The following is a 24667-nucleotide window of genomic DNA, read 5'->3' as shown; positions in this document are numbered from 1 at the left end:
AAGGATATAGGACAGCTTCGCGCGACATGCTCACATAATTTGCGACAATCCTGTCGTAAAAACGAGGCAGCTACGCCCGCAAGACAACGCCACGGCCCAGCCTCCCCCATTCCTTGCCCGGGAAAGCCCGTCACTGGCAGCAGGATCGCTGTCGCTGTTTCTACGACAGGACGTCGTTACGCGTCTTGCTTACAATCATCATTGTGACTTGCAGTGACGCAACACTTTCCACTGCAATGAGAAAAGAAAGAGGGAGACACCACAATGATCGACGCCAAGCTCACCGATAGGCCCGGCAGGCGGCACGGCGCCGATTCCGCGGCCCCGCCATCCTGGAGTCCTTGCACATGATCAGGATTGTCCTTGCCGACGACCATCAACTCATCCGCGAAGGCATCAAGAAGACGCTCGCGCCCGCAAGCGACATCGTCGTCGTCGGCGAAGCATGGGACATGAAGTCCCTGCTGTCCGTGCTGAGTCAAGACGAGGTCGACCTGGTCGTGCTCGACCTGACCCTCAGCCCCCTGCATGAGCTCGCCGCGCTTCGGATCGTTCGCGAACGTTTTCCGCACATCCCCGTCCTTGTGATCAGTATGCACCTGGAAAGCCAGTTCGGCGTCGAGTGCCTGCGTGAGGGTGCAAGCGGATACATCAGCAAATCCATGACCGTCGACGTCATCGAGAAGTCGGTGCGCAAGGTGCACGCGGGCGGACACTACGTAAGCGAATCGCTGGCGGACCTGCTGGCCCTCGAATTGACGGCGCCGAAAACGCCGAGCCCCCACGCGCTATTGACCGACCGGGAACGCCAGGTGTTCGCCCTGCTCGCTATGGGGCTGTCGGTCAAACAGGTCGCGGGCAAGCTCGATATCAGCAACAGTTCCGTGAATACTTATCGAACCCGCATCTTTGCCAAGATGCAGCTGACCTCGAACGCCGAGCTGATACGCTACGCCATCAAGCACCGGATCGCTTCCTGATGCAAGGCCTGCCTCCGACAGCGCTCAGCCGGCCAGGCCAAGCTCGGTAGCAAGCTGATCGCGCAACAGGTACTTCTGGATCTTGCCCGTCACCGTCATCGGGAAGGCGGAAACGAAACGGATGTAACGGGGCACCTTGTAATGGGCAATCTGGCCGCGGCAGAAGTCCTGGATTTCTTCGGCGCTAGCCTCTTGCCCGGGACGCAGGATGATGCAGGCGCACAGCTCCTCGCCGTATTTCGGATCCGGTACGCCGACACACTGCACATCCATGATCTTGGGATGGCGGTACAGGAATTCCTCGATCTCGCGCGGATAGATGTTTTCGCCGCCGCGGATCACCATGTCCTTCGAGCGGCCCACGATAGCCGCGAAACCGTCCTTGTCGATGACGGCCAGGTCGCCCGTATGCATCCAGCGCGCGGCATCGATGGTGTCGCGCGTCTTTTGCTCGTCGCCCCAGTAGCCCAGCATGACCGAATAGCCGCGGGTCAGCAGTTCGCCCTTGACCCCGCGCGGGACGATCTTGCCGTCGGCATCGACGATTTTCACTTCGAGGTGGGGATGGACGCGGCCGATGGTGGAGACGCGCAGCGCGACCGGGTCGTCGACCGAACTCTGGAACGACACCGGCGAGGTCTCGGTCATCCCGTAGGCGATCGTGATTTCTCCCATGTGCATGAGATCGATGACCCGGCTCATCACCTCGGCCGGGCACGGGGAGCCGGCCATGATGCCGGTCCGGAGCGTCGACAGGTCGTAGCCTGAAAAATCCGGGTGGTCGAGGATCGCGATGAACATGGTGGGCACGCCATGCAGGCCGGTACAGCGTTCCTCCTGCACCGTCTCCAGTACCGTTTTCGGATCGAAGCTCTCGCCCGGGAAGACCATCGTCGCGCCGTGCGTGACACAGGCCAGGTTGCCGAGCACCATGCCGAAACAGTGGTACAGGGGGACCGGAATGCACAAGCGGTCGCGCATGCTCAGCTTCATCGCCTCGCCGATGAAGAAGCCGTTGTTCAGGATATTATGGTGGCTCAGCGTGGCGCCTTTCGGCGCACCCGTCGTACCCGAGGTGAACTGGATATTCACCGGGTCGTCGAACTGTACGCCGTCCTGCACCCTGGACAGGTGTTCCAATGCCTGTGCGCCGGGCGGCGCCAGCAGCTCGTCGAAGTTGAACATGCCGGGCGTCCGTTCGGTGCCGAGGCGCACGAGGTGACGCAGCTGCGGCAGCCGCGCCGAGCGCAGCGCGCCCGGCTGGCAATCATGGATTTCCGGCGCGATCTCCTGGACCATGCCGATGTAGTCGCTCGACTTGAAGGCGGGTGCCAGGATGAGGGCGCTGCATTCCACCTTGCCGAGCACATACTCGAGTTCCGAGCGGCGGTAGGCCGGATTGATGTTCACCATGATCAGGCCGGCGCGCGCCGTGGCAAATTGCACCAGCACCCACTCGGCGCAATTCTGCGCCCAGATCCCGACCCGCGCGCCGGGATCGAGGCCCAGCCCGATGAGGCCGGCGGCCAGGCGGGTGACCCGCTCGTCGAACTCGCGGTAGGTCCACCGGATGTTCTGGTGACGCACGACCAGCGCATCGTTATCGCCGAAACGCTCGGCGATCGAGGCCAGGTGAACCCCGATCGACTCCCCGATCAAAGGCCGGTCATGGGCGCCGTGCACATAGCTCAGGCTTTGCAGCATGCTTGTCTCCTTGTTGTCCGCAATGTCTTCATGGCTTATTTACCATAATGATCGGTTATATTCTAGGCCATCAAGACGATGCCCCTCCCGATATGACCTCTGCCCGCCACGAAGACGTCTGGATCGCCCATCCGCAAGGGCGCCTGTTTGCCCGCATCTGGAACGGTCCCGGCCCCGGCAAGGCGCCCATCGTGCTCTTCCACGATTCGCTGGGCTGCGTCGACCTGTGGCGGGATTTTCCGGCAAGCCTGAGCGCCGCCACCGGGCGCACCGTGATTGCGTATGACCGGCTCGGATTCGGGCGTTCGGACCCCAGGCAAGGCAGGCTGCCGCCGGCGTTCGTGGCCGAAGAAGCGGCCGCGTTTTTCCCGCTGCTGAGGGAACGGCTCGGCCTGGGCAGCTTCATCGCCTTCGGCCACAGCGTGGGTGGCGGCATGGCGGTGCATTGTGCTGTCCTGTACGGAGCGCACTGCGCCGCGCTGGTCACCGAATCCGCCCAGGCATTCGTCGGCGACGAGACCCGGCAAGGCATCCTGGCGGCAAAGGAAGGCTTCCGGCACGCGGACCAGTTCGCGCGCCTCGTGAAGTACCACGGCGAGAAAGCCAGGTGGGTCCTCGACGCCTGGACCGAGACCTGGCTGGACCCGGCATTCGCAGGATGGTCGCTTGCCGGGGTCCTGCCGATGGTGGCATGCCCGCTGCTGGCGATCCATGGGGCGCGCGACGAATACGGCTCGGCGCGCCACCCTGCGATGATCGGCGAGCTGTGCGCCGGCCCGGCGCGTATCGCCATGCTGCCGGACACCGGGCACGTGCCGCACCGGGAGCGTCCGGAAGAAGTCGTCGCGCTGCTTGCCGCATTCACCGCGCAGGCGGCGTGAGGCCAGGCGGCGCCAACTCGACCGGTTCTCAGTCCCCCCGGCGCTGGACCAGGCCCTTCAGGACTTCATCGGTGTGTTCGCCGACGGCCGCCAGTGCCCGCTGCACGCCAAGGCGTTGTCCGCCCAGCGACATCGGCAGCAGCACGGTCTGGGCGACGCCGCCGTCTTCGGTCTGGATGGGCACCAGTCCGCCGCTGGCCTTCAGGTGCGGGTCGTCGAGGAGCTGGTCCGGGCGCGCGATCGGCGCGTAAGGCAGCCCCGCCTTCTCCAGCTTGGCGGAGAGTTCCTCGATGCGGTGTTCCTTCAGGATCTCGCTCAGGCGGGCCAGCACCTGCGGACGGATCGCCACCCGCTGCGCGTTGGACCGCAAGGCCGGGTCCTCGAGCAGGTCCGGGCGCTCCAGCACGCCGCACAGCTGGTCCCACTGCTTGTCGCTGATGGCGCCGATGAACAACTGCTGGTCGTCGGCCAGCGTGAACACGTCGTACACGGCCCAGGGGCTCGAACGGGCCGGCATCGGCGGCGGCACCTCGCCCGTCATCGCGGCCTGCTGCATGTGCGAAGCGACCAGGAAGGCGCAGTTCTCGAACAGGCCGCTCTCGATCTCCTGGCCCTTGCCGGTGCGCTCGCGCTCCCGGAGCGCGGCCAGCACGCCGATCACGCCGAACATGCCGCCCATGATGTCGTTCACGGAGGCGCCGGCGCGCACCGGACGGCCCGGCGGGCCGGTCATGTAGGCCAGTCCCGCCATCATCTGCACGACCTCGTCGAGCGCCAGGCGCTTCTCGTACGGCCCCGGCAGGAAGCCCTTGTGCGACACATACACCAGGCCGGGGTGCCCCTTCGACAGGGTCGCGTAGTCGAGGCCGAGCCTGGCCATCAGTCCCGGCCGGAAGTTCTCCAGCATGACGTCGCAGCCGGCGATCAGCGCGCGCGCGCTCGCCAGGCCGTCCTCGGTCTCGATATCCAGCACCACGCTCTTCTTGTTGCGGTTGAAGGTGCGGAAGAAACCGACGCCGACGCCGGTCATCCTGCGGGTCCTGTCGCCGCCCGGCGGCTCGATCTTGATGACCTCCGCCCCGAGGTCCGCCAGGATCATGCCGCAGGTCGGCCCCATGACCATATGGGAAAATTCAATCACGCGGATTCCCGCGAGCGGCAGCGGGCGGGCGTTCGCTTGGTTCATGTGCATAGTGGTGTCCATCGTCAGTCAGGCCGCCCTGGCGGCGAATGTTTTTGGAAGACCCGCGCGTGCCAGCGTGCCGTGCAGGGTCTCCCCTTGCAGCCATTGCGCAAGCTTCGCGCGCAGGTCGAGCAGCCGTTCCAGGTCGATGCCGGTCTCGTTCCCCATGCTGGCCAGCATGAAGGCCAGGTCCTCGGTCGAGACATTGCCGCTGGCGCCGGGCGCGTGCGGGCAGCCGCCGATGCCGGCCAGCGAGGCGTCGAAGCGGGTGATCCCGGTCTCGAGCGCCGCATAGACGTTGGCCATCGCCATGCCGCGCGTATCGTGGAAGTGGGCGCCCCAGAAGCGGTCCCCGGCAACGCGCCTCGTCTGTTCGCACAGCGCGCGGACGGCGGCCGGGTCGGCATAGCCCACGGTGTCGGCCAGGTTGATGCGGTCGGCGCCGGCATCCAGCAGCGCCTGCGTCAGGCGCAGCACTTCGGACCATTCGACGCGGCCCTGCAGGGTGCAGCCCCAGGCGGTGCCGACGCCCCCCTCGATCAGGGTGCTGGAGCCGGCGGCGTCGCGGGCGGCGCGGATGCGCGCCACCTCGGCCACGACTTCGTCGGGCGTCTTGCGCAGGTTGGCCAGGCTGTGCTGGTGGCTGGCCGACAGCGGCACCACGATCAGGTCGGCCTTGCCGTCGATCGCGCGTTCCGCACCCTTCAGGTTCGGCACCAGCACCGATGTGACCAGTCCACGCAAGGTCCTGGCGTAGGCCAGCACTTCGGCGGTGTCGGCCAGCTGCGGCAGCAGCCGCGCCGGCACGAAGGAGCCGACCTCGATCTCGCGCAGGCCGGCCTGGTGGGCCTCGCGCAGCCACTCCAGTTTGCGTTCGGTGGGCACGATGGTCGGGATGCTCTGCAGGCCGTCGCGCATGCCGACTTCGCGGATCGTCACCTGCCTGTTGCTCGTATTCGTCATGTTCGCTGCTCCGCTCATGCGTTGATCCATTCAGCCGACCCGGGTGAGCTGGGTCTTGAAATACTGGGCGCGCTCGACATAGCCGCCGGTATTGCGGCGCAGGCCGGCAATATCCTCTTCCGTCAGCGTGCGCACCAGCTTGGCGGGCACGCCCAGGATCAAGGAATTGTCGGGAAATTCCTTGCCTTCGGTGACCAGGGCGCCGGCGCCGACCAGGCAATTCCTGCCGATCCTGGCGCCGTTCAGGACCACCGCCTGCATGCCGACGGTGGTGCCGGCGCCGATCGCGCAGCCGTGCAGCATGGCCTGGTGGCCGACGGTCACGTCTTCCGCGATCGTCAGCTGATAGCCCGGGTCGGTATGCAGCACTGCGCCTTCCTGCACGTTGCTGTTGCGGCCGATGGTGATGCGGTCGTTGTCGCCGCGGATCGTGGCGCCGAACCAGACGCTGGCGCCGTCCTCGACGGTCACGTGGCCGATCACGGCGCTGGTTTCCGCAATATAGGCGGAGGATGCGATGGAGGGCATTGCCGCTCCCAACTGGTAAATCGCCATTGTGTTGTCTCCCGATCGTTAAAATACGTGGCGGATGCCGACCATGAAACCGGTCTGGTCGTCCCCGGCGTTGGGCTGGTTGCCGGCGCCGCTCGCCGAAGTGAATTTGGCCAGGTTGACGATATTCAGCCGGCTGCCCTTGTCCTGCCGCGATGCCGCATAACCCGCGTATAGCATGCTGCGCTTCGACAGGTAGTAATCGCCGCGCAAGCTCCAGGTGAGCGGCTGCTCGTCGAAGACCCGGTTGTCCACCCTGCCCAGGAAGGCATTCAGCATGACCGACGGGCCGGCCGGAATGTTTGCGCCGACGAAGTTGCTCACGAACTTGCCGCCGCCCGGTCCGAGGCCGATGGATTCGGTATGTCCGGCGACGATGCGCGCAAAGCCGAATTGATAGCGGAGATAGCCCGCCTCATAGCGGAACACGAGCTTCGGCGCTGCCGGCGAGTACATCTGGCCGAGCACCAGCGCGCCGTCCAACGGCCCCCTTGTGTACTCCACGGAGCCGGTCCTGACGGAATTCGTTTTCGTGCTCCCGGCCGTCTCCCCTGCCGAATAGGTCACGCGCCCAACCAGGCCGAGCATGTTCGGCGTCCGGTAATGGATGCTGTTATCGACCCGCGCCGAACCATAGGAAGCGAACAGGTTGCCCGAAGTCGGGTTCAGCCCGGTCTGCCGGCTGTCGAACACCGCCATCACGCCACCGAAATTACCGCCGCTCATGGGATCGAACTTGGCACCCAGCTCGTAGGTTTCGGTGTAATTGCGGCCCAGGCGAATCTCGCCCCACTTGCCGCTGGCGCCGACCCAGGACGAACGGGCGAACAGCGGCCCGCTGCCGGTCGAACCGACGTCGGCCAGCACGTCCATTTCAAGCAGATAGTTGATCGAGTTCCCGTTGCCGATGTCTTCGCTGCCCTTGAACCCGAGCCGCGAGGAGCTCATGCCGCCGTTATGCTCGCCCGTTACCCGTCCCTTGCCGGCCACGTTGCTGACGGTGGCGATATTCAAGTCGATCGCCCCGTAGATGGTCGGCCCTTCGGCCTGTGCGGATGCACAGCCGACGCCGAGCAGCAAGGCTGCCAGTTGCTTTGTTCTCATGCATGTCTCCGTGATTGTTGTTGTATGCGGCCGGCTCAGTATGGGTAGGCATGCGGCAGGGGAACAGCGCTGTTTCGACAAGGCAGGTTTCACGTTCCGAGATGGCAGGCATGGCAGGCATGCGTTTTCCAGAAGCCTGCATTGCCGAATCAGGTCTTCTGCGCACATTCGCGCTGCCTATAATCGGACGCCTAAAAAGGAGACACCCTCACATGAATTCCCCGTTTACCCCCGCGCAGCAGAAGGCCATCGCCCAGGTCACGATCGACGACAAGTACACGCTGCAACAAGGACGCGTCTACATGAGCGGCACGCAAGCCCTCGTGCGCCTGCCTATGCTGCAGCAGCAGCGTGACCGCCGCGCCGGCCTGAAGACCGCCGGTTACGTGTCCGGCTACCGCGGCTCGCCGCTCGGCGCCCTCGACCAGCAGCTCTGGAAGGCGAAACACCACCTGGCCGGGCACGGGATCGTGTTCCAGCCGGGCGTGAACGAGGAACTGGCGGCGACCGCGGTGTGGGGGAGCCAGCAGACCGGGCTGTGGCCGGGCGCCAGGCATGATGGCGTGTTCGGCATGTGGTATGGCAAGGGCCCTGGGGTCGACCGCAGCGGAGACGTCTTCAAGCACGGGAATTCCGCCGGCTCCTCACCCCATGGCGGGGTGCTGGTACTGGCCGGCGACGACCACGCCGCCAAGTCCTCGTCGGTTGCGCACCAGTCGGAACATGCGCTGATCGCCGCCGGCATTCCCGTACTGTATCCGTCCAACGTGCAGGAATACCTGGATTACGGCCTGCACGGCTGGGCGCTGAGCCGATACTCCGGCCTGTGGGTCGGCATGAAGTGCGTCACCGACGTGGTCGAGTCGACCGCCTCGATCGACATCGATCCCGACCGGGTCGAGGTCGTGATTCCGTCCGATTTCCCGATGCCGGAGGGCGGGCTGAACATCCGCTGGCCCGACCCGCCGCTGGAGCAGGAAGCGCGCCTGGTCGAACACAAGTGGTATGCGGCGCTCGCGTATATCCGCGCCAATAAGCTCAACAGGATCGTGGTCGATTCGCCGCGGCCGCGCTTCGGCATCGTCGCCGCCGGCAAGGCCTATCTCGACGTACGGCAGGCGCTCGCCGATCTCGGGCTGGACGAGGCCACCTGCGCCGGGGTCGGGATCCGCGTGCTGAAGCTCGGCTGCGTGTGGCCGCTCGATCCGCACATCGCGCGCGAATTCGCGACGGGGCTGGAAGAAATCCTGGTGGTCGAGGAAAAGCGCCAGATCGTCGAGTACGCGCTCAAAGAGGAGCTGTACAACTGGAATGAACAGGTCCGTCCCAAGGTGTACGGCAAGTTCGACGAGCGCGACCACCAGGGCGGCGAGTGGTCGGTGCCGCGCGCCGAGTGGCTGCTGCCGGCGCGCTACGAGCTGTCGCCGGCCATCATCGCGCGCGCGATCGCACGCCGCCTCGACCGCGGCGACCTGCCCGCCGAGGTGCGCGCCCGCATGCATGCGCGGGTGGCGCTCATCGACGCCAAGGAAAAGCCGGCCAGCGCCATGGCGATCGCCGAACGCCGCCCCTGGTTCTGCTCCGGCTGCCCCCACAATACCTCGACCCGGGTGCCGGAGGGTTCGCGCGCGGCGGCCGGCATCGGCTGCCACTACATGGCGATGTGGATGGACCGCAGCACCGAGACCTTCAGCCAGATGGGCGGCGAAGGCGTGTCCTGGCTCGGCCAGATGCATTTCACCGACGAGAAGCACATCTTCGTGAACCTGGGCGACGGCACCTATTTTCACTCGGGGCAGCTGGCGATCCGCGCCGCCGTCGCCGCGCATGCCAACGTCACCTACAAGATCCTGTACAACGACGCGGTGGCGATGACCGGCGGCCAGCCTGTCGACGGCGTGCTGACCGTTCCGCAAATCGCGCACCAGCTGCAGGCGGAAGGCGTCGCCAGGATCGTCATCGTGAGCGACGAGCCGCAAAAATATACCAGCGAGATCGCGCTGCCGGCCGGCGCTACGGTCCATCACCGCGACGAACTCGACCGGATCCAGAAATCCCTGCGCAGCACGGCCGGCGTCACGATCCTGATCTACGACCAGACCTGCGCCACCGAAAAGCGCCGCCGCCGCACACGCGGCAAGGCGGTCGATCCGGCCCGGCGCGCCTTCATCAACGACGCCGTCTGCGAAGGCTGCGGCGACTGCTCGGTAGAATCCAACTGCCTGTCGGTCGAACCGCTGGCCACGCCGCTGGGCGTGAAACGCAAGATCAACCAGTCCTCCTGCAACAAGGACTTTTCCTGCGTCAAGGGCTTCTGCCCGAGCTTCGTCACGGCGGAAGGCGCGGCCATGCGCAAGCCCGTGACCGCATCGCCGAGCGCCGACCTGGCCGCCGCGATCGCGGCCCTGCCCTTGCCGCCGGCCGAGGCGCTCGAGGCCACCTACAGCATCGTCGTCACCGGCGTCGGCGGGACCGGCGTGGTGACGGTGGGCGCCCTGCTGGGCATGGCGGCCCACCTCGAGCGCAAGGGTGTGACGGTGCTCGACATGGCGGGCCTGGCGCAAAAAGGCGGTGCGGTCATCAGCCACGTCCAGATCGCGCCGACGCCCGCCTACCTGCATGCGACCCGGGTCGGCACCGGCGAGGCACGGCTGCTCATCGGTTGCGACGCACTGGTGTCGGCGTCGCCGGAAGTGCTGTCCAAGACCCGCGAAGGCCATACCCGCGCGGTGGTGAACACGGCGGACACCCCGACCGCCGACTTCGTCAAGAATCCCCGCTGGCGCTTCCCGGCCGAGCAGGCGCAGGACGCGGTACGCAGCAGCGTCGGCCATCAATCCGATTTCCTCGATGCGCACGCGGCCGCGCTCCACTTGCTGGGCGACGCCATCTTCGCCAACCCGCTCCTGCTGGGCTTCGCCTGGCAGCGCGGCTGGGTGCCGCTGGCCTACGACAGCCTGGTGCGTGCGATCGAGTTGAACAACGTCGCCGTCGACAAGAACCGGCGCGCCTTCGACTACGGACGCTATCTGGCCCACCACGGCGTGGATTCGCTGGGTACGACGGCGCGCGACAAGGCCGTACCGATCATGCTGCACCGGCCGGAGTCGCTCGACGCCATCGTGGCCCGGCGCACCGAACTGCTGACCGCATACCAGGACGCGGCCTACGCGCAGCGCTACCGGGACGCGGTCGAGCGGGTGCGCGTGCGCGAACAGGCCAGCGGCGACGCCAGGCGCCTGCCGGTGACGACGGCGGTGGCGCGCAACCTGGCCAAGCTGATGGCCTACAAGGACGAATACGAGGTCGCGCGCCTGTACGCCGACCCGGCCTTCCTCGACAAGCTGCGCAGCCAGTTCGACGGCGAACCCGGCAAGGACTACCGGCTGCACTTCCACCTGGCACCGCCGCTGCTGGCGCCGCGCGACGCCGAGGGCCACCCCGTCAAGCGCAGCTACGGGCCGTGGATGCTGCCGGCGTTCCGGGTCCTGTCCAGGCTGAAGGGCTTGCGCGGCACGCTGCTCGATCCCTTTGGCCACACCGAAGAACGGCGTGCCGAGCGGCGCCTGGTCGAGGAATATGTCGGGCTGGTCGACGAACTGAGCCACTCGCTGACGCATCACAACGCGGAAGCGGCCGTGAAACTGGCCAAGCTGCCCGACGCCATCCGCGGCTACGGCCGGGTGAAGGAAAAGTCGATGGCTGCCGCGGCCGCCGAGCGCACTGCATTGCTCGCCGCCTACCGCGGCGCGGCCCCGGCGGCGGCAGCCTGAGGCCGTCCCTGATGCTATGATGGCAAGGGACCGCAGCTGCAGTCCCTTGCCATTCATCCTTGCCTCATCGGTTCATGAATAATTTGCTGAGAAAGCTGGACCTGACCTCGCTGCGCCTGTTCGTCGCGGTATGCCAGGAACGAAATATTGCCCGTGCCGCGGAACGGGAATTCATCGCACCGTCGGCGGTCAGCCGCCGCATCGCCGAGATCGAAGCCGCCATCGGCCTGCCCGTCATCGAACGCAAATCGCGGGGTATCGCGATCACGCCGGTCGGTGAAACGCTGTTGCGGCATGCCCAGCTGGTCATCGGGAATATCGAGACCCTCGGTGCGGAACTCTCCCAGTTTTTTTCGGGGGCCAAAGGCAATATCAAACTGGTCGCCAATTTGTCCTCGATCGTACAGTTCCTTCCCGAAGACATCGCCTCCTTCCAACGGCAGTTCCCGGACGTGCGCATCGACGTCGAGGAACAGAACAGTGCCGACGTCCTCAGGTCGATCGAAGAGCACAGCGCCGATTTCGGCATCTGCAACGTCATTCCGGGCATCGAGCGCTTTACCCAATGGCCTTATCGGACTGACCGGCTGAGCCTGGCCGTACCGCGCAGCCACCGTCTTGCCACCGCGCCCCAGGTGACGCTGGCCGAAGTCGTGCACGAGAATTTCGTGAGCCTGCCGAGCAAGAGCACCTTGAGCCTGAGGATCGCGGAGGAAGCTGCGCGGCTTGGCAGCCCGATCTCGATGTCCATCAGTTTCCGGGTGAGCAGTATCGATGCGCTATGCCGGATGGTGCGCGCCGGGCTGGGGATAGCCGTCATACCGCACCTGATGGGGGAACCGAATGCGAGCAGCCTGGACCTGGTCATGGTGCCGCTGGCCGATCCGTGGGCTGTCCGGCAACTCGTCATCGTCGCGAATGGGCGCGAGCAGTTGACCGCAGCGGCTGCCACGCTGGTCAACTTCCTGTCCCGGCAAGACTAGCTGCTGCTTAGCGGCGCAGGGGTCGGATCCACGTCCTGCGCGAGCGCGGCCTGCCGCTCCGCCCGCAGGGATCGCTGGAACGAATCCACCTCCTTGAGCCTGTCGAAGTAGGCGCGCACCGCCGCCGGAAATTGCGGCGCCAGGCCGATGTACTCCGCCAGCAGCAAGGCATAGCCGACCGAGATGTCCGCCGCCGTGAAGCGGCCGGCGCACAGCCAAGCGCGTTCGCCGACTGCCGCATCCACCGCCCGCAGGCGCGCCAGGAACCATTTTTGGTAATCCTCCGCGGCCTGCGGCAAACGCCGCTCGGGCACCTCGAAGCGCCCGTATCGCAAGATGATCGTTTGCGGAAATGTCAGCGTCGCCTCGCCAACATGCAGCCAGTTCAGGTACGCTCCGAAGTCCTGCTCCGCCGGCAGGACTTCCAGGGGACTCGGCCCATACCTGGACGCGAGGTATTGGCAAATGGCGGCCGATTCGGTCATCCTGCAGTCGCCGTCGAAAAAGGCGGGGACCGTGCCAAGGGGATTGACTTCCAAAAATGGCCGGGAGCGTACGCGCGGTGGAAACGGCAGCACCTTCAGGCTATAAGACAGCCCCATTTCTTCGAGCGTCCAAAGCGGCCTGAACGATCTGGCGCCTACGCAGTGATAGAGAGTGATCATGGTGTTTACTGGAGATTGGCTGGGGGTCGGCTCTATTGTGGGGCATCTTTCAGCGTCCCATGCCATACGCTGCCCTCTCGCATCGAGAAGGCTGCAATCCCGATACGTCACTGTATTGCCCAGCCACCCGTGGTTATATTACTTATAAGTCGCAATATGCCCGCCCCTGGCTGGCCTGCGATCCCTAAAAAACAAGCACAAAGCCGGCGCAGAGCGGCTTTTCAGGAGACAAAGCATGTCAAATCCCTTGCCGGAAGCCGGCGCCGTGACGGGCGCGCACCTGTTTGCCGGACAAAGCACGGCATCCGCGGCCGCTGCGGAGACGGTCCACAACGCCGGCACGATTTCTGCCAGGCTCGACCGCATTCCCGCCACACGCAGCATCTGGAAGCTGGTCGCATTGCTCGCGCTCGGCTATTTCTTCGAGATCTATGACCTGCTCTACTCCGGTTACGTCGCACCCGGTCTCGTCAAGAGCGGCATCCTGACGCCGGCCACGGGTGGCCTGTTCGGCACCACCGGCGTGGCCAGCTTCATTGCCGCCCTGTTCTCCGGACTGTTCATCGGCACGATGTGCTGCGGCTTCCTGGCCGACCGTTTCGGCCGGCGCGGCATTTTTACCTGGTCCTTGATCTGGTACGCCGCCGCCAACCTGATCATGGCAATGCAGACGACCGCATTCGGCCTGAACTTCTGGCGCTTCGTGGTCGGCATCGGCATCGGCGTGGAGATGGTCACGATCGGCACCTACCTGACCGAGATCGTCCCCAAGCAGATCCGCGGGCGTGCGTTTGCGCTGGCCCAGGCGGTCGGCTTCTGCGCGGTACCGGTCGTCGCCTTCATTTCCTCGGCACTCGTCCCGAGGACCGTGTTCGGCATGGAAGGCTGGCGCATGGTGGTGATCATCGGCTGCCACGGCGCCCTGTTCGTATGGTGGATCCGCCGCCACTTGCCCGAGAGCCCGCGCTGGCTCGCCCTGAAAGGCCGCTATGCCGAAGCCGACAGGATCATGTGCGATCTGGAGGCGAAAGCCCGCAAGGAATACGGCCGCGAACTGCCGGCGCCCGCCGCGCCGGAGCCGGTGGTCGCCAAAAGCAGCTTCCGTGACCTGTGGGTGCGTCCCTACGGCAAGCGCACCACGATGATGACGGTATTTAATGTCTGCCAGACCGTCGGCTACTATGGCTTCGCAAACTGGGTCCCCTCCATGCTCGTCAAGCAGGGCATCACCGTGACCACCAGTCTGATGTACTCGAGCCTGATCGCCATCGCCGCGCCGCTGGGCCCCCTCCTCGGCCTGCTGATCGCGGACCGTTTCGAACGCAAGCATGTGATCGTCACCATGGCCGCGGTCAATATCGTGTGCGGCCTCGTCTTCAGCCAGGCACGCGATGCCTTGCTCCTGATCAGCATGGGCATCTGCCTCACCCTTGCCGGCAACATCATCTCCTACAGCTACCACGCTTACCAGACCGAGCTGTTCCCGACCGGCATCCGCGCGCGCGCCGTCGGCTTCGTCTATTCCTGGAGCCGCTTCTCCGCCATCTTCACCGCCTTCATCATTTCGAGCACCCTGCACAGCTTCGGCGTGACCGGGGTGTTCCTGATGATCAGCGCCGCGATGGCGCTCGTGATGCTGGCGATCGGCGTGTTCGGTCCGCGTACCCGCAACGTGGCGCTGGAGTCGATCTCCCGCTGAAGCCCAGACATCCCATGTATCCCGATACCGCAATGACGACCCTGACTCTCCCCGGCCGCATCCTGTTCCTGTCCTCCGATCCGGCCCGGATCGAAGCGCAACTGGACGGCCGGGATTTGACGCTGCTTGACGCCGGCCCGCTGCGCGACGATATCTCGACCGACGAGATCACGCCCCTGAGCGTCCTCACCGATTACGACGAGCGACTTGGGCATTATCCCTACGTGGGCCTGGAATGCGGCGGCCGCCTGCCGATCGGTGTCAACGGCGTCAAGCGCGGCGCTTTTTGCGTGACCGTGGCCGGCAAGCGCTACGGCAAGGGTTCCTCGCGCGAGCACAGCCCGGTGGCGGAGCGCGAAGCCGGCATCCGGCTGGTGATTGCGGAAAGTTTCGAGCGCATCTACCGCCAGAACGCCGACAACGTGGGCCTGTTCACCTCCACCGACTTCGGCCTGGTCGAGCGCATCGCCCGCGGCGAGCCGATCGGCATCGAGGAACTGGTCGCCTCGCGCGACAGCGTGGCCGCCGCGATCCTGCGCAGCGGCGGCCTGCTGCGCTACGGACGCGAACGGATGCGCGAAGTCAGCCACAAGGTGGTGCTTCCCGCCAGCGGCCCGCTGACCCTGGCCGAGAAGATCCTGGCGCGCCACCTGGTGGCGACCGCGGACGCTCCCGCCACGCTCGACGCGGGAAGCGGCGGCTTCGTGCGCGCGGACTGGCGCTTCATCCACGAGTACTACACGGGCATGTGCACGCATATGCTGCACAAGGAGTTCGGCCGTCCGCTCACGCTGCACGATCCGGCAACCATCCTGGCTTTCGAAGACCACCTGTCCTACTCGAACCGCAGTCCGATGCACTTGAAAAACGGCCTGATGGCGAACCTGCGCCACCTGTCGGACGCGCACCGCGCCTTCGCCGCGGACTACGGCATCCGGAACCACGGTTACCTGGGCGGCGCCGAGGTGGCCGCCGGCGAGGGCTCGGAAGGCATTTCGCATGCCATGATGGCCGAGTCCTACGCCCTGCCCGGCCAGGTCGTGGTCGGCACCGACTCGCATACGCCGCACAGCGGTGCGCTCGGCTGCCTGGCCTTCGGGGTCGGCACCACCGACCTGGCCAACAGCATGGTGACGGGCGCGGTGCGCTTCACGGTCCCGCGCTCGCTGCGGGTCGAGTTCAACGGCGACATCCCGCCGGGCGTGACCGCGAAGGACCTGATACTGCACCTGCTGGCCACGCCGCAGATCAAGGCCGGCGCCGGCGTCGGCAAGATCTTCGAATTCGCCGGCAGCGCGGTCGCCCGGCTGTCCACGGATGAACGCAGCACGCTGACCAACATGAGCGCGGAACTGGGCGGGTTTTCCGGCATCGTCGCGCCCGACCAGGAGACCGTGCGCTTCCTGCGCGAACGCCGCGGCGTCGACTTCAGCATCGAGCCGTGGATGCGCAGCGACCCCGGCGCCCAGTATGCCGACACCATCGCGATCGACTGCCCGCTACTAAGCCCGATGGTCGCCAGGCCGGGCGACCCCGGCAACGGCATCCCGCTGGGCGAGCTGCAGGAGCGGGTGAAGTTCGACATCGCCTACGGTGGTTCCTGCACGGCCGGCAAGCGCGAAGACTTCGATCACTACCACGAGGTGCTGGCCTGGGCGGCCGGGCGCGGCCTGCGGGTGGCGCCCGCGGTCAGGCTCTACCTGCAGTTCGGGACCACGGCGGTGCGCGACTACTGCATCGAACGCGGCTACCTGGATGCCTTCGAACGGGTCGGCGCCGAGCTGCTGCAACCGGCCTGCGGCGCCTGCGCCAACTGTGGACCGGGGTCGTCGACAGACCCCGCACAAATCACGGTGAGTGCCATCAACCGCAACTTCCCCGGCCGCTCCGGCCCGGGCAAGGTCTGGCTGGCCAGCCCGCCGACGGTGGCCGCCAGCGCCATCGCCGGCGAACTGGTCTCGTTCGCCGAACTGCGGGCCCGCCATCCCGGCTGACAGACCACCGCCAGGCAAGGTTTGCCCCGTGCCTGGTCACATCTTGGAGATATCGACATGGAAAACCTGTTTTCCACGGCGGACCTGTGCGACCTGTTCCTGGACCGCGCCGACGGCCTGCAGGTGCTGGCGCCGGGCCTGCGCTCCTTCGGCGGGCGGGCCGCCTACTGCGGACAGATAGCCACCGCCGCGCCGGCCAAGCCGGGCGGCGTTGTGCGGCTGCGCGACCTGCTCTCCGAGGAGGGGCACGGACGCGTGCTGGTGGTGGACGGACACGCCAACGACGAATGGGCCGTGCTCGGCGACCAGCTGGTGGCACTCGGCCGGCACAATGGCTGGGCGGGCGTCGTCCTGAACGCTTATGTGCGCGACGTCCGCGCGCTCGCGGCGATCGACATCGGCGTGCACGCACTCGGCGCCATCCCTTGCCGGCCGCGCGAATTCGGCGCTGTGGAGCGCGGCGCCCCGGTGTCCTTCCAGCGCGTGCGCTTCGTACCCGGCAGCTGGCTGTACGCGGACGAGGATGGGATCATCGTCTGTACCGAGGAAGTCAATCCGAGGAGCTCCGCATGAAAGTACTTGTTGCCGTAAAACGGGTCGCCGGCTTCGAGCTCAAGGCACGCTCGAGGCCGACGGCTCCGGCAGTGCCGAACAGCGCGCAATCGGTGCCTGTCTAGATGCGTGCTGCCGCGACGGCGGCGCGCAGCTTGTGCAGTTCCTGCAGCGAAAACCCGGCAAGCGCGCGCACATGGCCATCGTGGGCAAGCACGCGATCGGCAACGACGAATGCCAGCGCCCAGGCCAGGGCGATGACGATGACGTCGCATCGCCCGCTTTTCCACAAGTTGAGCGAGTGCCGTCCCATCAGCCACGGGACTCCCAGCGGGTTCGGCCAGTCTGCCAGCAAATGCATGATGCCGCCGGCCGCGAAGCCGAACGGCAAGGGCGCCCAGGGTACCCTGTTGAGCGCCAAGAAGGAACACGCCAGCAAGGCAAACCATCCGATGCCCCAGTGCGTCAAGGTCCGATGGGTAATCCAGAGCTTTCTTTTTCTCGACCACCATGCCACTTCGAGCCAGTCGGGAGCGGTTCCCCCGGCGCTTCCGGTAATTGCGGCAAGAACGCTCCACGCCTGGTAGGGGCCGCCGGCGCCGGCGTGATAGACGAGGACGGCGGCAATCAATCCGGCGGCCAGCCCGGTTGCGTGATGTGCGTGATTGGAAGCCATGGTGCGGGCAAGACCTTGCTGCAAATGAGGAGGTGCCGCACTATACTGTCTGGCCCCGAAAAAAAACGGGTTTGAAACGTCTCCTTGCAATTGGCGCCGATGTCCGGCAGTGCCGCGCCGGGCAGCCCACGAAGCCACTGGTGGTCGGCGCCGCCGAAGTGGTCCGTGGCTGCGCGGCCGAGGTGCCGGTCGAACAGCCCTCGCTCAGCGGCTGGCGGTTTGCGTGCCGGCCGCCGGGGTAGCGGCCGGTGCGTTCTTCACGTACTTGTCGAACCAGCGCAGCATCTCGTACACCAGCTGCTCGTTCGACTCGCGCGCCGCGTACCAGTGCGGCTCGTGCGGCAGCATCACCAGGCGGGTCACGCCGCCATTGCCGCGGATCGCTTCGTACAGCTTGACCGACTGCAGCGGCGTGGTGCCCGGGTTGGCGTCGTCGGCGCCGTGCACGATCAGCAGCGGTGTCTTCAGCTTGTCGGCGTAGAAGAAGGTCGAGGCCTTGGTGTAGACGTCCGGCGCTTCCCACACCGAGCGGCGCTCGTTCTGGAAACCGAAGGGCGTCAGCGACTTGTTGTACGAACCGCTGGTGGCGGCGCCTGCGCGGAACAGGCTCGAATGCGCCAGCAGGTTGGCGGTCATCAGCGCGCCGTGGCTATGGCCGGTCACTCCCACGCGTTCCGGGTCGGTCACGCCCAGGCGCACGGCTTCGTCGACGGCCGCCTTGGCGTTGGCCACCAGCTGCTCGGTGTAGGTGTCGTAGGCCTTGCGCGGATCGCCGACGATCGGGAAGGCGGCGCTGTCGATGATGGCGTAGCCCGACAGCAGCAACAAACGGTATTGGCGCAGGCGGGTGAAGGTGGCCTGCGAGCCGGTGGTCTGGCCGGCCTTGGACGCATCCGCATAGTCGAGCGGATAGGCGTTCAGGATGGTCGGCAGGCGCGTGCCCTCCTTGTAGCCCGGCGGGGTGTAGAGCGTGAACGACAGTTCGATACCGTCGGCGCGCTTGTACTTCACCAGGCGCTTCTTGATCTGGCGGACTTCCGGCGTGGGGTCCGTCAGGCGGGTCAGCGCCACCCCGGACGAGGCATAGACCGGCTCGCCGGCGGCGGCGGCGCTGCCGGCGCCCAGCGTGCGCACGAAGGCGTTCGGGGTTTCCGTGGCCGACTGGTACCAGGTCAGCAGGCGCCCGGTGTCGTTGCCGGCGAAGCCGATGAACTGTTCGTAGGAGGTTTTTGTGCTGCGGAACAGGCGTTCCGACTGCTGCGTCTTCAGGTTGAATTTATCGAGGAAGGGACGGTCGCCGTCGGGCGAGGAACCGGCGCCGGACAGGAAGATCGTGTCGCCGTCCTGGCGGATCACCGAGAAGCCGTTGGCCAGCTGGCGGCGCACCGGGCGGCCGGGGTCGGCGTACTTCTCGTCGCTCGACATGTCCCAGACCAGGCGGCGCGCGTTCTTCGCATCGTCGACGTTGAGCTGCCAGGTGCGGACCCATTTGCGGTTGACGTCATAGTCGCTCAGCAGGGCCACGCCCGGCTGCTCGCTCCAGTTCAGCCCCGCGTAGCGCTGTTCGGTACGCGCGATTTCCACGGGGGCCGTGTTGAACGGCGCCTTCAGCATCATCAGCTTGTCGCGCTCGGCCGCCTGGACGTTCGGATTGCCGCCGTCCAGCGCCTCGGCCCAGACCAGGGTCGCGGCTTCGGTGGGACGCCAGCTGAAGTTGCGCGGACCGACCGGCACGCCACGGTTCGGCACGCGGTCGGCCAGCGGCAGCGCCGCGATTTCGTGCACCACCGGGTTGGCGCCCTTGGCCGGACGCTGCGTCAGGTCCCATATGTCGATCTGTTTCGGGAAGCGGTCGAAGGTGGTGACGTAGGAATACGGCGGGCGGATCTCGGTGACGACCGCGTGCCGGCCGTCCGGCGCCACATCCAGCTCTTCGTACAGGCCGGGCTTGCCGACCGGCGTGATCTTGCCGCTGGCGGCATCGACCAGGGCCAGCTGCGACCTGCCGTAGTACTCGAACAGCTGTTCGTCGTGGCGATTGCGCAGCGTGTCGCGGTTTTCATAGGTGCTGCTCTGGCCGGTCGCGCCCAGCGATTCCTGGATGCCGGGACCGTCCGAGCCCGGCGGTGCCTCCGGTGGCGCCTTTTGCGCCGTCGTCAGTTTGACCAGCAAGGTTTTCTGGTCGGGCATCCACTGCATCTGGTCACCGAACATCTGGTTCAGGCGCACGCCCGGCAGGCGGCGCACGGCGCCGGTCCTGGCATCGCCGACCCACAGCTCGACCGCCTCGCTGCTGATGTTCTCGAAGGCGAAGCGCTGGCCGTCGGCGCTCCAGACCGGGCGGCGCGGGCAGGCGCCGGCCGGCAGCTTGACCGCGGTCTGCTTGCCGTCCGCAACCTGGACCAGGTCGATGGCGCTCACGCACGGCGGGATGCCGTAGCCGCCCGGCGTATCGTGCTGGCTCTGGTTACCCGGCTCGATACGCACGCCGGCCAGGCGCAGGAAAGGCGTGGCCACCTTGGCGATCGACGGGTACTCGTCCATCGTAACCAGCATCAGCTTGTCGCGGGTCGGGCTGAGCGAAGGCGATGGCGGCGGCGGCGCGCGCATCACGTCGAGGATTTCCTTCGGCGGCCGGTTATAGGCGCTCGACGCGCTTGCGGTAGGGGATGTTGCCGCCTTCGACGCTGCGGTCGCGGTGGGCGTCATGCCGACTGCGAGCGTGGCGCTCATGATGCCGTAGATCAGGTGTTTCGCCTGCATGGGTTCTCCGTTTTTTTATCGAATACGTGGATCCACGGAGAGGATGGGTTTTCCGCCGCCGTGAAATTGGACATTGCCATAGAAATATTTTCAGAGCAACATCAAATTTTTGGCGAGGAATTTTTGCTACGGACTTATTCGGACATTCAGCAGGCAGCTTTCATACGCTAGATCCCGGCATACCACTCATACCCCAGATCCTCCCAGTACCCGCCCCTGCCTCCGCGGATATGCTCCAGCCGGTCCACGACATCGATCTGCATCAGGTACTTGGCCTGCTTGTAGCCGAGCTGGCGCTCGACCCGCAGCCGCAGCGGCGCGCCGTTCTTGACCGGCAGCGGCTGGTCGTTCAGTCCATACGCCAGGATTGTCTGGGGGTGGACCGCCTCGACCAGATCGATGCTTTCGTAATAGGTCGAGCCCGGTGCCTGCAGGTCGGAACCGTCCATCGGGTCGGCGCAATGAAACACGAGGTAGCGCGCCATCGGCAGCGGCTGCACCCGCGACAGCAGGTGCCGCAGCGGTAGACCTGTCCACTTGCCGATCACGCTCCAGCCCTCGACGCAGTCGTGGCGCGTGATCTGGGTGCGCGATGGCATCGATTGCAGATCGGCCAGGCTGAACTGCGCGGGCCGCGCAACCAGTCCGCCGACCCGCAGCCGCCAGGAGCGGAACTGGTCGGCCAGCAATTGATGGTACAGGCGGCTGTCCGGCATCGCCGTGCCGTTGCTGCGGAACTCGTCGGCGATGTCGTCTTCGCTGAATTCCTGCGCCATGGCCTCGCGCCCTGTCAGCAGCGCCTGGGCGCGCTTGTTCAGGAACTGGGCGCTGCGCAGCATGCTGTTGAAGGAGTCGCTCGCCGCGAGGCGATCGCAGCCGGTCAGAGCGCCCGGCAGTGCCGAGCCGGCGGCCAGCCTGAAGAATCGCCGGCGCGTCATCGTAATCATGGCGCCCTCTCCTCATCCTTATGCTCGGGCAATCGGTAGTAGCCCGTGATCATCGAGCGCAGGTTGTTCCACAGCCCGGTGACGATAACCTCGAACACGTGCACGACCACGAAGGCCAGCAGCAGGAAAGCCGCAGCAAAATGCAGCGTGCGCGCGGATTGCCGCCCGCCGAGGAGATCGACCCAGCCGCCGAACAGGGTATCCAGGCGCGGCGACATCCCAAGGCCGGCCAGGACGATGAACGGAAGCAGGACGAAGATCACGATCAGGTAGGTGAGGTTCTGCAGCACGTTGTAGCGCTTGGCTGCCTCGCCGGCGGGATGGCGAAACAACAGGTGGTCCTTGAGGGAGCCGCCGATCCCGCGCAGTTCAGCCTTGCGCGGCAGCAGGTCACGCCGCAGATGGCCGCTGAACACCGTAAAGGCCACATAGGTAATGCCGTTGAGCACGAAAACCCAGGCAAAGAACAGGTGCCAGTTGCGTGCCGTCGCCAGGTATTGCTGGCCAGGGATGGTCGCCCAGGACGGGAACGCCCGCTCGACCTGCTGCGCTGCCCCACCGGCATGCGACGCGCCCAGCACGCCGTCGGTGTCGAAGACGTGCGAGCCGACCTGCGTGACACCGTGCGCCTGGCCATCGGGGCCGGACCGGGCGCTGATCGACAGCAGCGGGGCCTCGAAATCCGACTGTGTGCCCCAGTACAGGTGAGGATGGGCGTTGAAGATGCCGAGCCCGCTCATCAGCATCAGGAAGAAGCTGATGACGTTAATCCAGTGCATGATGCGGATAGGTAGCCGATGCCGGTAGAACAGCTGGCGATCGCTTGCCGCGGCGCTGGCCGGCATTATCTGTGACGTGACACGATGCATGGCCCTGACTCCAAAAGGCCGGCGTCTTGCCATCGTTCGACCACCGGGGAAGGCGATCGGTGCCGGTCTCTTACAGGATAGCACTCGCGCGGCCGCTGTCTACTTGACCATCAGGCGTAGTGCCGACGAGATAGTGTATTCTGTGCTCCAAACAAGGAGCTGTCGTGGCAACGCTTATTCCCTCAATCGGTTCCTGCGCATCGCGGATGACTGCCGGCGAACGACGGCTGGCGTCGCGCCTCGAAGACAAGCTGGAAGACGATTACCTGTGCTGGTACGACGTCTCGATCGGACATCGCACTCAGCACCCGGATTTCGTCGTCTTCCACCCCAGCAGGGGCCTGCTGGTCCTGGAAGTCAAGGATTGGCGGCTCGACACGATCAGCAGTATTGATAAGCAACACGCCGAGATCTTCGTCGGCCAGGACATCAAGCGTGTACTGAACCCGCTCGAGCAAGCACGCCAGTACATGTTTGCCGTCACGAACAAGCTCGAGCGTGATCCGCTATTGGTATGGCCGAGCGGCTCACTGAAAGGCAAACCGTTTTTCCCTTACGGCCATGGGGTCGTACTGACAAACATCACACGCAAGCAGTTCGACAGGACGGACATGGCAGATGTCCTCCCGGCGCACCTCGTCATTTGTCAGGACGAGATGACGGAACACGCCGATCCGGAATCCTTCCAGCAGCGGCTATGGGAAATGTTCCCAATTAAATTCAAGATGAAGTTGTCCTTGCCGCAGATCGAACGCATCCGCTGGCATATATTCCCGGAAGTTCGCATTCCGGCTCGACAAGACGTGCTCGACGACGCCGGACAAAAAGCCGTCGAGATTCCGGATGTATTGCGCGTCATGGACCTGCAACAGGAGCAACTGGCCCGCAGCCTTGGCGAAGGACACCGCGTCATTCATGGTGTAGCCGGATCCGGCAAGACGCTCATCCTCGGTTACCGCGCCGAGCACCTCGCCAAGTCTACCCAGCGGCCGATCCTGATCCTCTGCTATAACAAAACCCTGGCAACCAAACTGGCAAGTGTGATGGAAGCGAAAGGCCTGCAGGACAAAGTCAACGTGGCCACCTTTCACGCCTGGTGCGTCAGGCAGCTCGATGCCTACCATGCCGGCAAGCCGGTCAACGATGGCGATGCGAACGCCTTTTTCGAAGCCTGCGTTGAGCGCATCATTCGTTCCGTCGACCAGAAACTGATCCCATCTGCACAATACGATGCCGTCCTGATCGACGAAGGACACGACTTCAAACCGGAATGGTTCAAGCTGGTCGTCCAGATGGTTCACCCCGAATCGAATTCGCTTCTCGTACTGTACGACGACGCTCAATCGATCTACAGCCCACAGAAGAAATCCCGGTTTTCCTTCTCCAGTGTCGGCATCCAGGCCAAAGGCCGTACGACAATCCTGAAACTGAATTACCGCAACACGGCGGAAATCCTCGCCGTGGCGCGTGCGTTTGCCGACGACCTGCTGTCGCCCGCAGATGCAGAAGAGGATCAGGCGCCGACCGTATTGCCGATGAGCGCCGGCCGCCGTGGCCCGAAACCCTTGCTCGTCAAACTGCCGACGATCCGGGACGAAGCGGAATTTTTGGCAAACCAGCTGACCAAGGCCAACAGACTAGGAATGCCCTGGAATGATATGGCGGTAATCTACCGCCATTACGGTATTGGAAAAAAACTGGTCGACGCCCTTGCGCGAAAAGGCATTCCGTTCCAGTGGCAACAGGATAAAAGGCACTCCTATTCGCCATCGCATGACAGTGTGAAAGTGATCACCATGCACAGCAGTAAGGGATTGGAATTTCCGTTGGTGTGCATTCCCGGAATTGGTGCCGAAGCCGGTAAGGACCTGGATCTCCAGGACGAAGCGCGCTTGCTGTATGTGGCAATGACGAGGGCCACGCACGAGCTCGTGATGACGCAGAGCGACAGCTCGTCCTTGTCGGTGAAAATGGAAAGGGCGATGGGAGTCTTGCAAGCGGTCTGACATCCGCGGGGATGCCCTCCCTTTCAGCCTACAAAAGCAAAAAGCCCGCCCAGACTTAACTGGGCGGGCTCTGCATAATAATTAGCCTGACGATAACCTACTTTCACACTGGTTGCAGCACTATCATCGGCGCAAAGTCGTTTCACGGTCCTGTTCGGGATGGGAAGGGGTGGTACCGACTTGCTATGGTCATCAGGCATGACTTGTACGCGTGTCGCTTTCGATGCAAGCGTCACGCTGAATCCGGAAGAAGTAGTTTTTTGTATTCTGGTATCAACAAACAGCTGTCATTACCCGGCATTGACTGCCAAGGTTATAGGGACAAGCCGTACGGGCAATTAGTATCGGTTAGCTTAATGCATTACTGCACTTC

Annotated in this window: 18 protein-coding genes and 1 rRNA gene; 8 read left to right on the top strand and 11 right to left on the bottom strand. The window is 65.1% G+C overall.

Translation table 11 applies throughout. The annotated features are described in order from the left end of the window. Nucleotides 1-347 precede the first annotated feature (347 nt). Nucleotides 348-980, top strand: a complete 633-nt coding sequence (locus ACI48D_RS16105) for a response regulator (protein ID WP_435572248.1) — start codon at nt 348-350, stop codon at nt 978-980. Between the two features lie 24 nt (nt 981-1004). On the opposite strand, the gene ACI48D_RS16100 is transcribed toward ACI48D_RS16105, so the two are convergent. After that, nucleotides 1005-2684: an AMP-binding protein gene (locus ACI48D_RS16100; protein WP_435572247.1), complete on the bottom strand. Its 1680-nt coding sequence runs from the start codon at nt 2682-2684 to the stop codon at nt 1005-1007. A 92-nt stretch (nt 2685-2776) separates the two neighbouring features. Here ACI48D_RS16100 and ACI48D_RS16095 point away from each other — a divergent pair, with 92 nt between their 5' ends. Next, on the top strand, nt 2777-3565 hold the full coding sequence (locus ACI48D_RS16095; RefSeq protein WP_435572246.1) for an alpha/beta fold hydrolase: 789 nt from the start codon (nt 2777-2779) through the stop codon (nt 3563-3565). A 28-nt stretch (nt 3566-3593) separates the two neighbouring features. On the opposite strand, the gene ACI48D_RS16090 is transcribed toward ACI48D_RS16095, so the two are convergent. From ACI48D_RS16090 to ACI48D_RS16075, 4 genes are read right to left on the bottom strand one after another with little or no spacing between them, the layout of a single operon-like run. Then, entirely contained in the window at nt 3594-4751 is a 1158-nt protein-coding gene (locus ACI48D_RS16090; protein ID WP_435572245.1) for a CaiB/BaiF CoA transferase family protein, read from the bottom strand. A gap of 24 nt (nt 4752-4775) precedes the next feature. After that, nucleotides 4776-5729, bottom strand: a complete 954-nt coding sequence (locus ACI48D_RS16085) for a hydroxymethylglutaryl-CoA lyase (protein ID WP_435572244.1) — start codon at nt 5727-5729, stop codon at nt 4776-4778. A gap of 12 nt (nt 5730-5741) precedes the next feature. After that, on the bottom strand, nt 5742-6266 hold the full coding sequence (locus ACI48D_RS16080; protein ID WP_435572243.1) for a gamma carbonic anhydrase family protein: 525 nt from the start codon (nt 6264-6266) through the stop codon (nt 5742-5744). An 18-nt stretch (nt 6267-6284) separates the two neighbouring features. Continuing rightward, on the bottom strand, nt 6285-7367 hold the full coding sequence (locus ACI48D_RS16075) for a porin (RefSeq protein WP_435572242.1): 1083 nt from the start codon (nt 7365-7367) through the stop codon (nt 6285-6287). 212 nt (nt 7368-7579) lie between these two features. Here ACI48D_RS16075 and ACI48D_RS16070 point away from each other — a divergent pair, with 212 nt between their 5' ends. Both ACI48D_RS16070 and ACI48D_RS16065 read left to right on the top strand, forming a co-directional pair. Then, on the top strand, nt 7580-11140 hold the full coding sequence (locus tag ACI48D_RS16070; protein ID WP_435572241.1) for an indolepyruvate ferredoxin oxidoreductase family protein: 3561 nt from the start codon (nt 7580-7582) through the stop codon (nt 11138-11140). A gap of 74 nt (nt 11141-11214) precedes the next feature. Beyond that, nucleotides 11215-12123: a LysR family transcriptional regulator gene (locus tag ACI48D_RS16065; RefSeq protein ID WP_435572240.1), complete on the top strand. Its 909-nt coding sequence runs from the start codon at nt 11215-11217 to the stop codon at nt 12121-12123. On the opposite strand, the gene ACI48D_RS16060 is transcribed toward ACI48D_RS16065, so the two are convergent. Next, nucleotides 12120-12788 (bottom strand): glutathione S-transferase family protein, encoded by a 669-nt coding sequence (locus ACI48D_RS16060; protein WP_435572239.1) that lies wholly within the window; start codon nt 12786-12788, stop codon nt 12120-12122. The genes ACI48D_RS16065 and ACI48D_RS16060 overlap by 4 nt on opposite strands. Before the next feature lie 235 nt (nt 12789-13023). On the opposite strand from ACI48D_RS16060, the gene ACI48D_RS16055 reads away from it, so the two are divergent. From ACI48D_RS16055 to rraA, 3 genes are read left to right on the top strand one after another with little or no spacing between them, the layout of a single operon-like run. Next, nucleotides 13024-14487 (top strand): MFS transporter, encoded by a 1464-nt coding sequence (locus tag ACI48D_RS16055; RefSeq protein ID WP_435572238.1) that lies wholly within the window; start codon nt 13024-13026, stop codon nt 14485-14487. A gap of 32 nt (nt 14488-14519) precedes the next feature. Then, a complete protein-coding gene (locus tag ACI48D_RS16050; RefSeq protein ID WP_435572237.1) occupies nt 14520-16481 on the top strand; it encodes an aconitase family protein in 1962 nt (653 codons plus the stop codon). Between the two features lie 57 nt (nt 16482-16538). Continuing rightward, entirely contained in the window at nt 16539-17054 is a 516-nt protein-coding gene (gene rraA / locus ACI48D_RS16045; protein WP_435572236.1) for a ribonuclease E activity regulator RraA, read from the top strand. A gap of 100 nt (nt 17055-17154) precedes the next feature. Here rraA and ACI48D_RS16040 read toward each other — a convergent pair whose 3' ends face one another. The 4 genes from ACI48D_RS16040 to ACI48D_RS16025 form a co-directional block, all read right to left on the bottom strand. Beyond that, nucleotides 17155-17709, bottom strand: coding sequence for a metal-dependent hydrolase (locus ACI48D_RS16040; RefSeq protein WP_435572235.1), 555 nt, complete (start codon nt 17707-17709; stop codon nt 17155-17157). A 204-nt stretch (nt 17710-17913) separates the two neighbouring features. Next, the gene (locus ACI48D_RS16035; RefSeq protein ID WP_435572234.1) at nt 17914-20472 is read right to left on the bottom strand and encodes a prolyl oligopeptidase family serine peptidase; all 2559 of its coding nucleotides are present in this window, start codon (nt 20470-20472) and stop codon (nt 17914-17916) included. Between the two features lie 167 nt (nt 20473-20639). Continuing rightward, on the bottom strand, nt 20640-21419 hold the full coding sequence (locus tag ACI48D_RS16030) for a molybdopterin-binding protein (RefSeq protein ID WP_435572233.1): 780 nt from the start codon (nt 21417-21419) through the stop codon (nt 20640-20642). Then, complete coding sequence (locus tag ACI48D_RS16025) at nt 21416-22288, bottom strand: cytochrome b/b6 domain-containing protein (protein ID WP_435572232.1); 873 nt, start codon at nt 22286-22288, stop codon at nt 21416-21418. The genes ACI48D_RS16030 and ACI48D_RS16025 overlap by 4 nt, the downstream gene beginning before the upstream one ends. Before the next feature lie 164 nt (nt 22289-22452). Here ACI48D_RS16025 and ACI48D_RS16020 point away from each other — a divergent pair, with 164 nt between their 5' ends. Then, nucleotides 22453-24294: a DEAD/DEAH box helicase gene (locus tag ACI48D_RS16020; RefSeq protein ID WP_435572231.1), complete on the top strand. Its 1842-nt coding sequence runs from the start codon at nt 22453-22455 to the stop codon at nt 24292-24294. Nucleotides 24295-24378: 84 nt separating this feature from the next. On the opposite strand, the gene rrf is transcribed toward ACI48D_RS16020, so the two are convergent. After that, nucleotides 24379-24491 (bottom strand): 5S ribosomal RNA (rrf, locus tag ACI48D_RS16015). Between the last annotated feature and the right edge of the window lie 176 nt (nt 24492-24667).

The organism is Massilia sp. LXY-6 (genome assembly GCF_051233485.1).
Taxonomy (GTDB): domain Bacteria; phylum Pseudomonadota; class Gammaproteobacteria; order Burkholderiales; family Burkholderiaceae_D; genus Telluria.
Note: the sequence above shows the minus strand (reverse complement) of the source record. Positions and strands in the feature narration are given on the sequence as shown.

Coding starts and splice junctions, on each gene's coding strand:
- ACI48D_RS16050 (WP_435572237.1), top strand. CDS start 14,520: ATGACGACCCTGACTCTCCCCGGCCGCATCCTGTTCCTGTCCTCCGAT.
- ACI48D_RS16105 (WP_435572248.1), top strand. CDS start 348: ATGATCAGGATTGTCCTTGCCGACGACCATCAACTCATCCGCGAAGGC.
- ACI48D_RS16070 (WP_435572241.1), top strand. CDS start 7,580: ATGAATTCCCCGTTTACCCCCGCGCAGCAGAAGGCCATCGCCCAGGTC.
- ACI48D_RS16040 (WP_435572235.1), bottom strand. CDS start 17,709: ATGGCTTCCAATCACGCACATCACGCAACCGGGCTGGCCGCCGGATTG.
- ACI48D_RS16035 (WP_435572234.1), bottom strand. CDS start 20,472: ATGCAGGCGAAACACCTGATCTACGGCATCATGAGCGCCACGCTCGCA.
- ACI48D_RS16095 (WP_435572246.1), top strand. CDS start 2,777: ATGACCTCTGCCCGCCACGAAGACGTCTGGATCGCCCATCCGCAAGGG.
- ACI48D_RS16090 (WP_435572245.1), bottom strand. CDS start 4,751: ATGAACCAAGCGAACGCCCGCCCGCTGCCGCTCGCGGGAATCCGCGTG.
- ACI48D_RS16055 (WP_435572238.1), top strand. CDS start 13,024: ATGTCAAATCCCTTGCCGGAAGCCGGCGCCGTGACGGGCGCGCACCTG.
- ACI48D_RS16080 (WP_435572243.1), bottom strand. CDS start 6,266: ATGGCGATTTACCAGTTGGGAGCGGCAATGCCCTCCATCGCATCCTCC.
- ACI48D_RS16100 (WP_435572247.1), bottom strand. CDS start 2,684: ATGCTGCAAAGCCTGAGCTATGTGCACGGCGCCCATGACCGGCCTTTG.
- ACI48D_RS16065 (WP_435572240.1), top strand. CDS start 11,215: ATGAATAATTTGCTGAGAAAGCTGGACCTGACCTCGCTGCGCCTGTTC.
- ACI48D_RS16075 (WP_435572242.1), bottom strand. CDS start 7,367: ATGAGAACAAAGCAACTGGCAGCCTTGCTGCTCGGCGTCGGCTGTGCA.
- rraA (WP_435572236.1), top strand. CDS start 16,539: ATGGAAAACCTGTTTTCCACGGCGGACCTGTGCGACCTGTTCCTGGAC.
- ACI48D_RS16025 (WP_435572232.1), bottom strand. CDS start 22,288: ATGCATCGTGTCACGTCACAGATAATGCCGGCCAGCGCCGCGGCAAGC.
- ACI48D_RS16085 (WP_435572244.1), bottom strand. CDS start 5,729: ATGAGCGGAGCAGCGAACATGACGAATACGAGCAACAGGCAGGTGACG.
- ACI48D_RS16030 (WP_435572233.1), bottom strand. CDS start 21,419: ATGATTACGATGACGCGCCGGCGATTCTTCAGGCTGGCCGCCGGCTCG.
- ACI48D_RS16060 (WP_435572239.1), bottom strand. CDS start 12,788: ATGATCACTCTCTATCACTGCGTAGGCGCCAGATCGTTCAGGCCGCTT.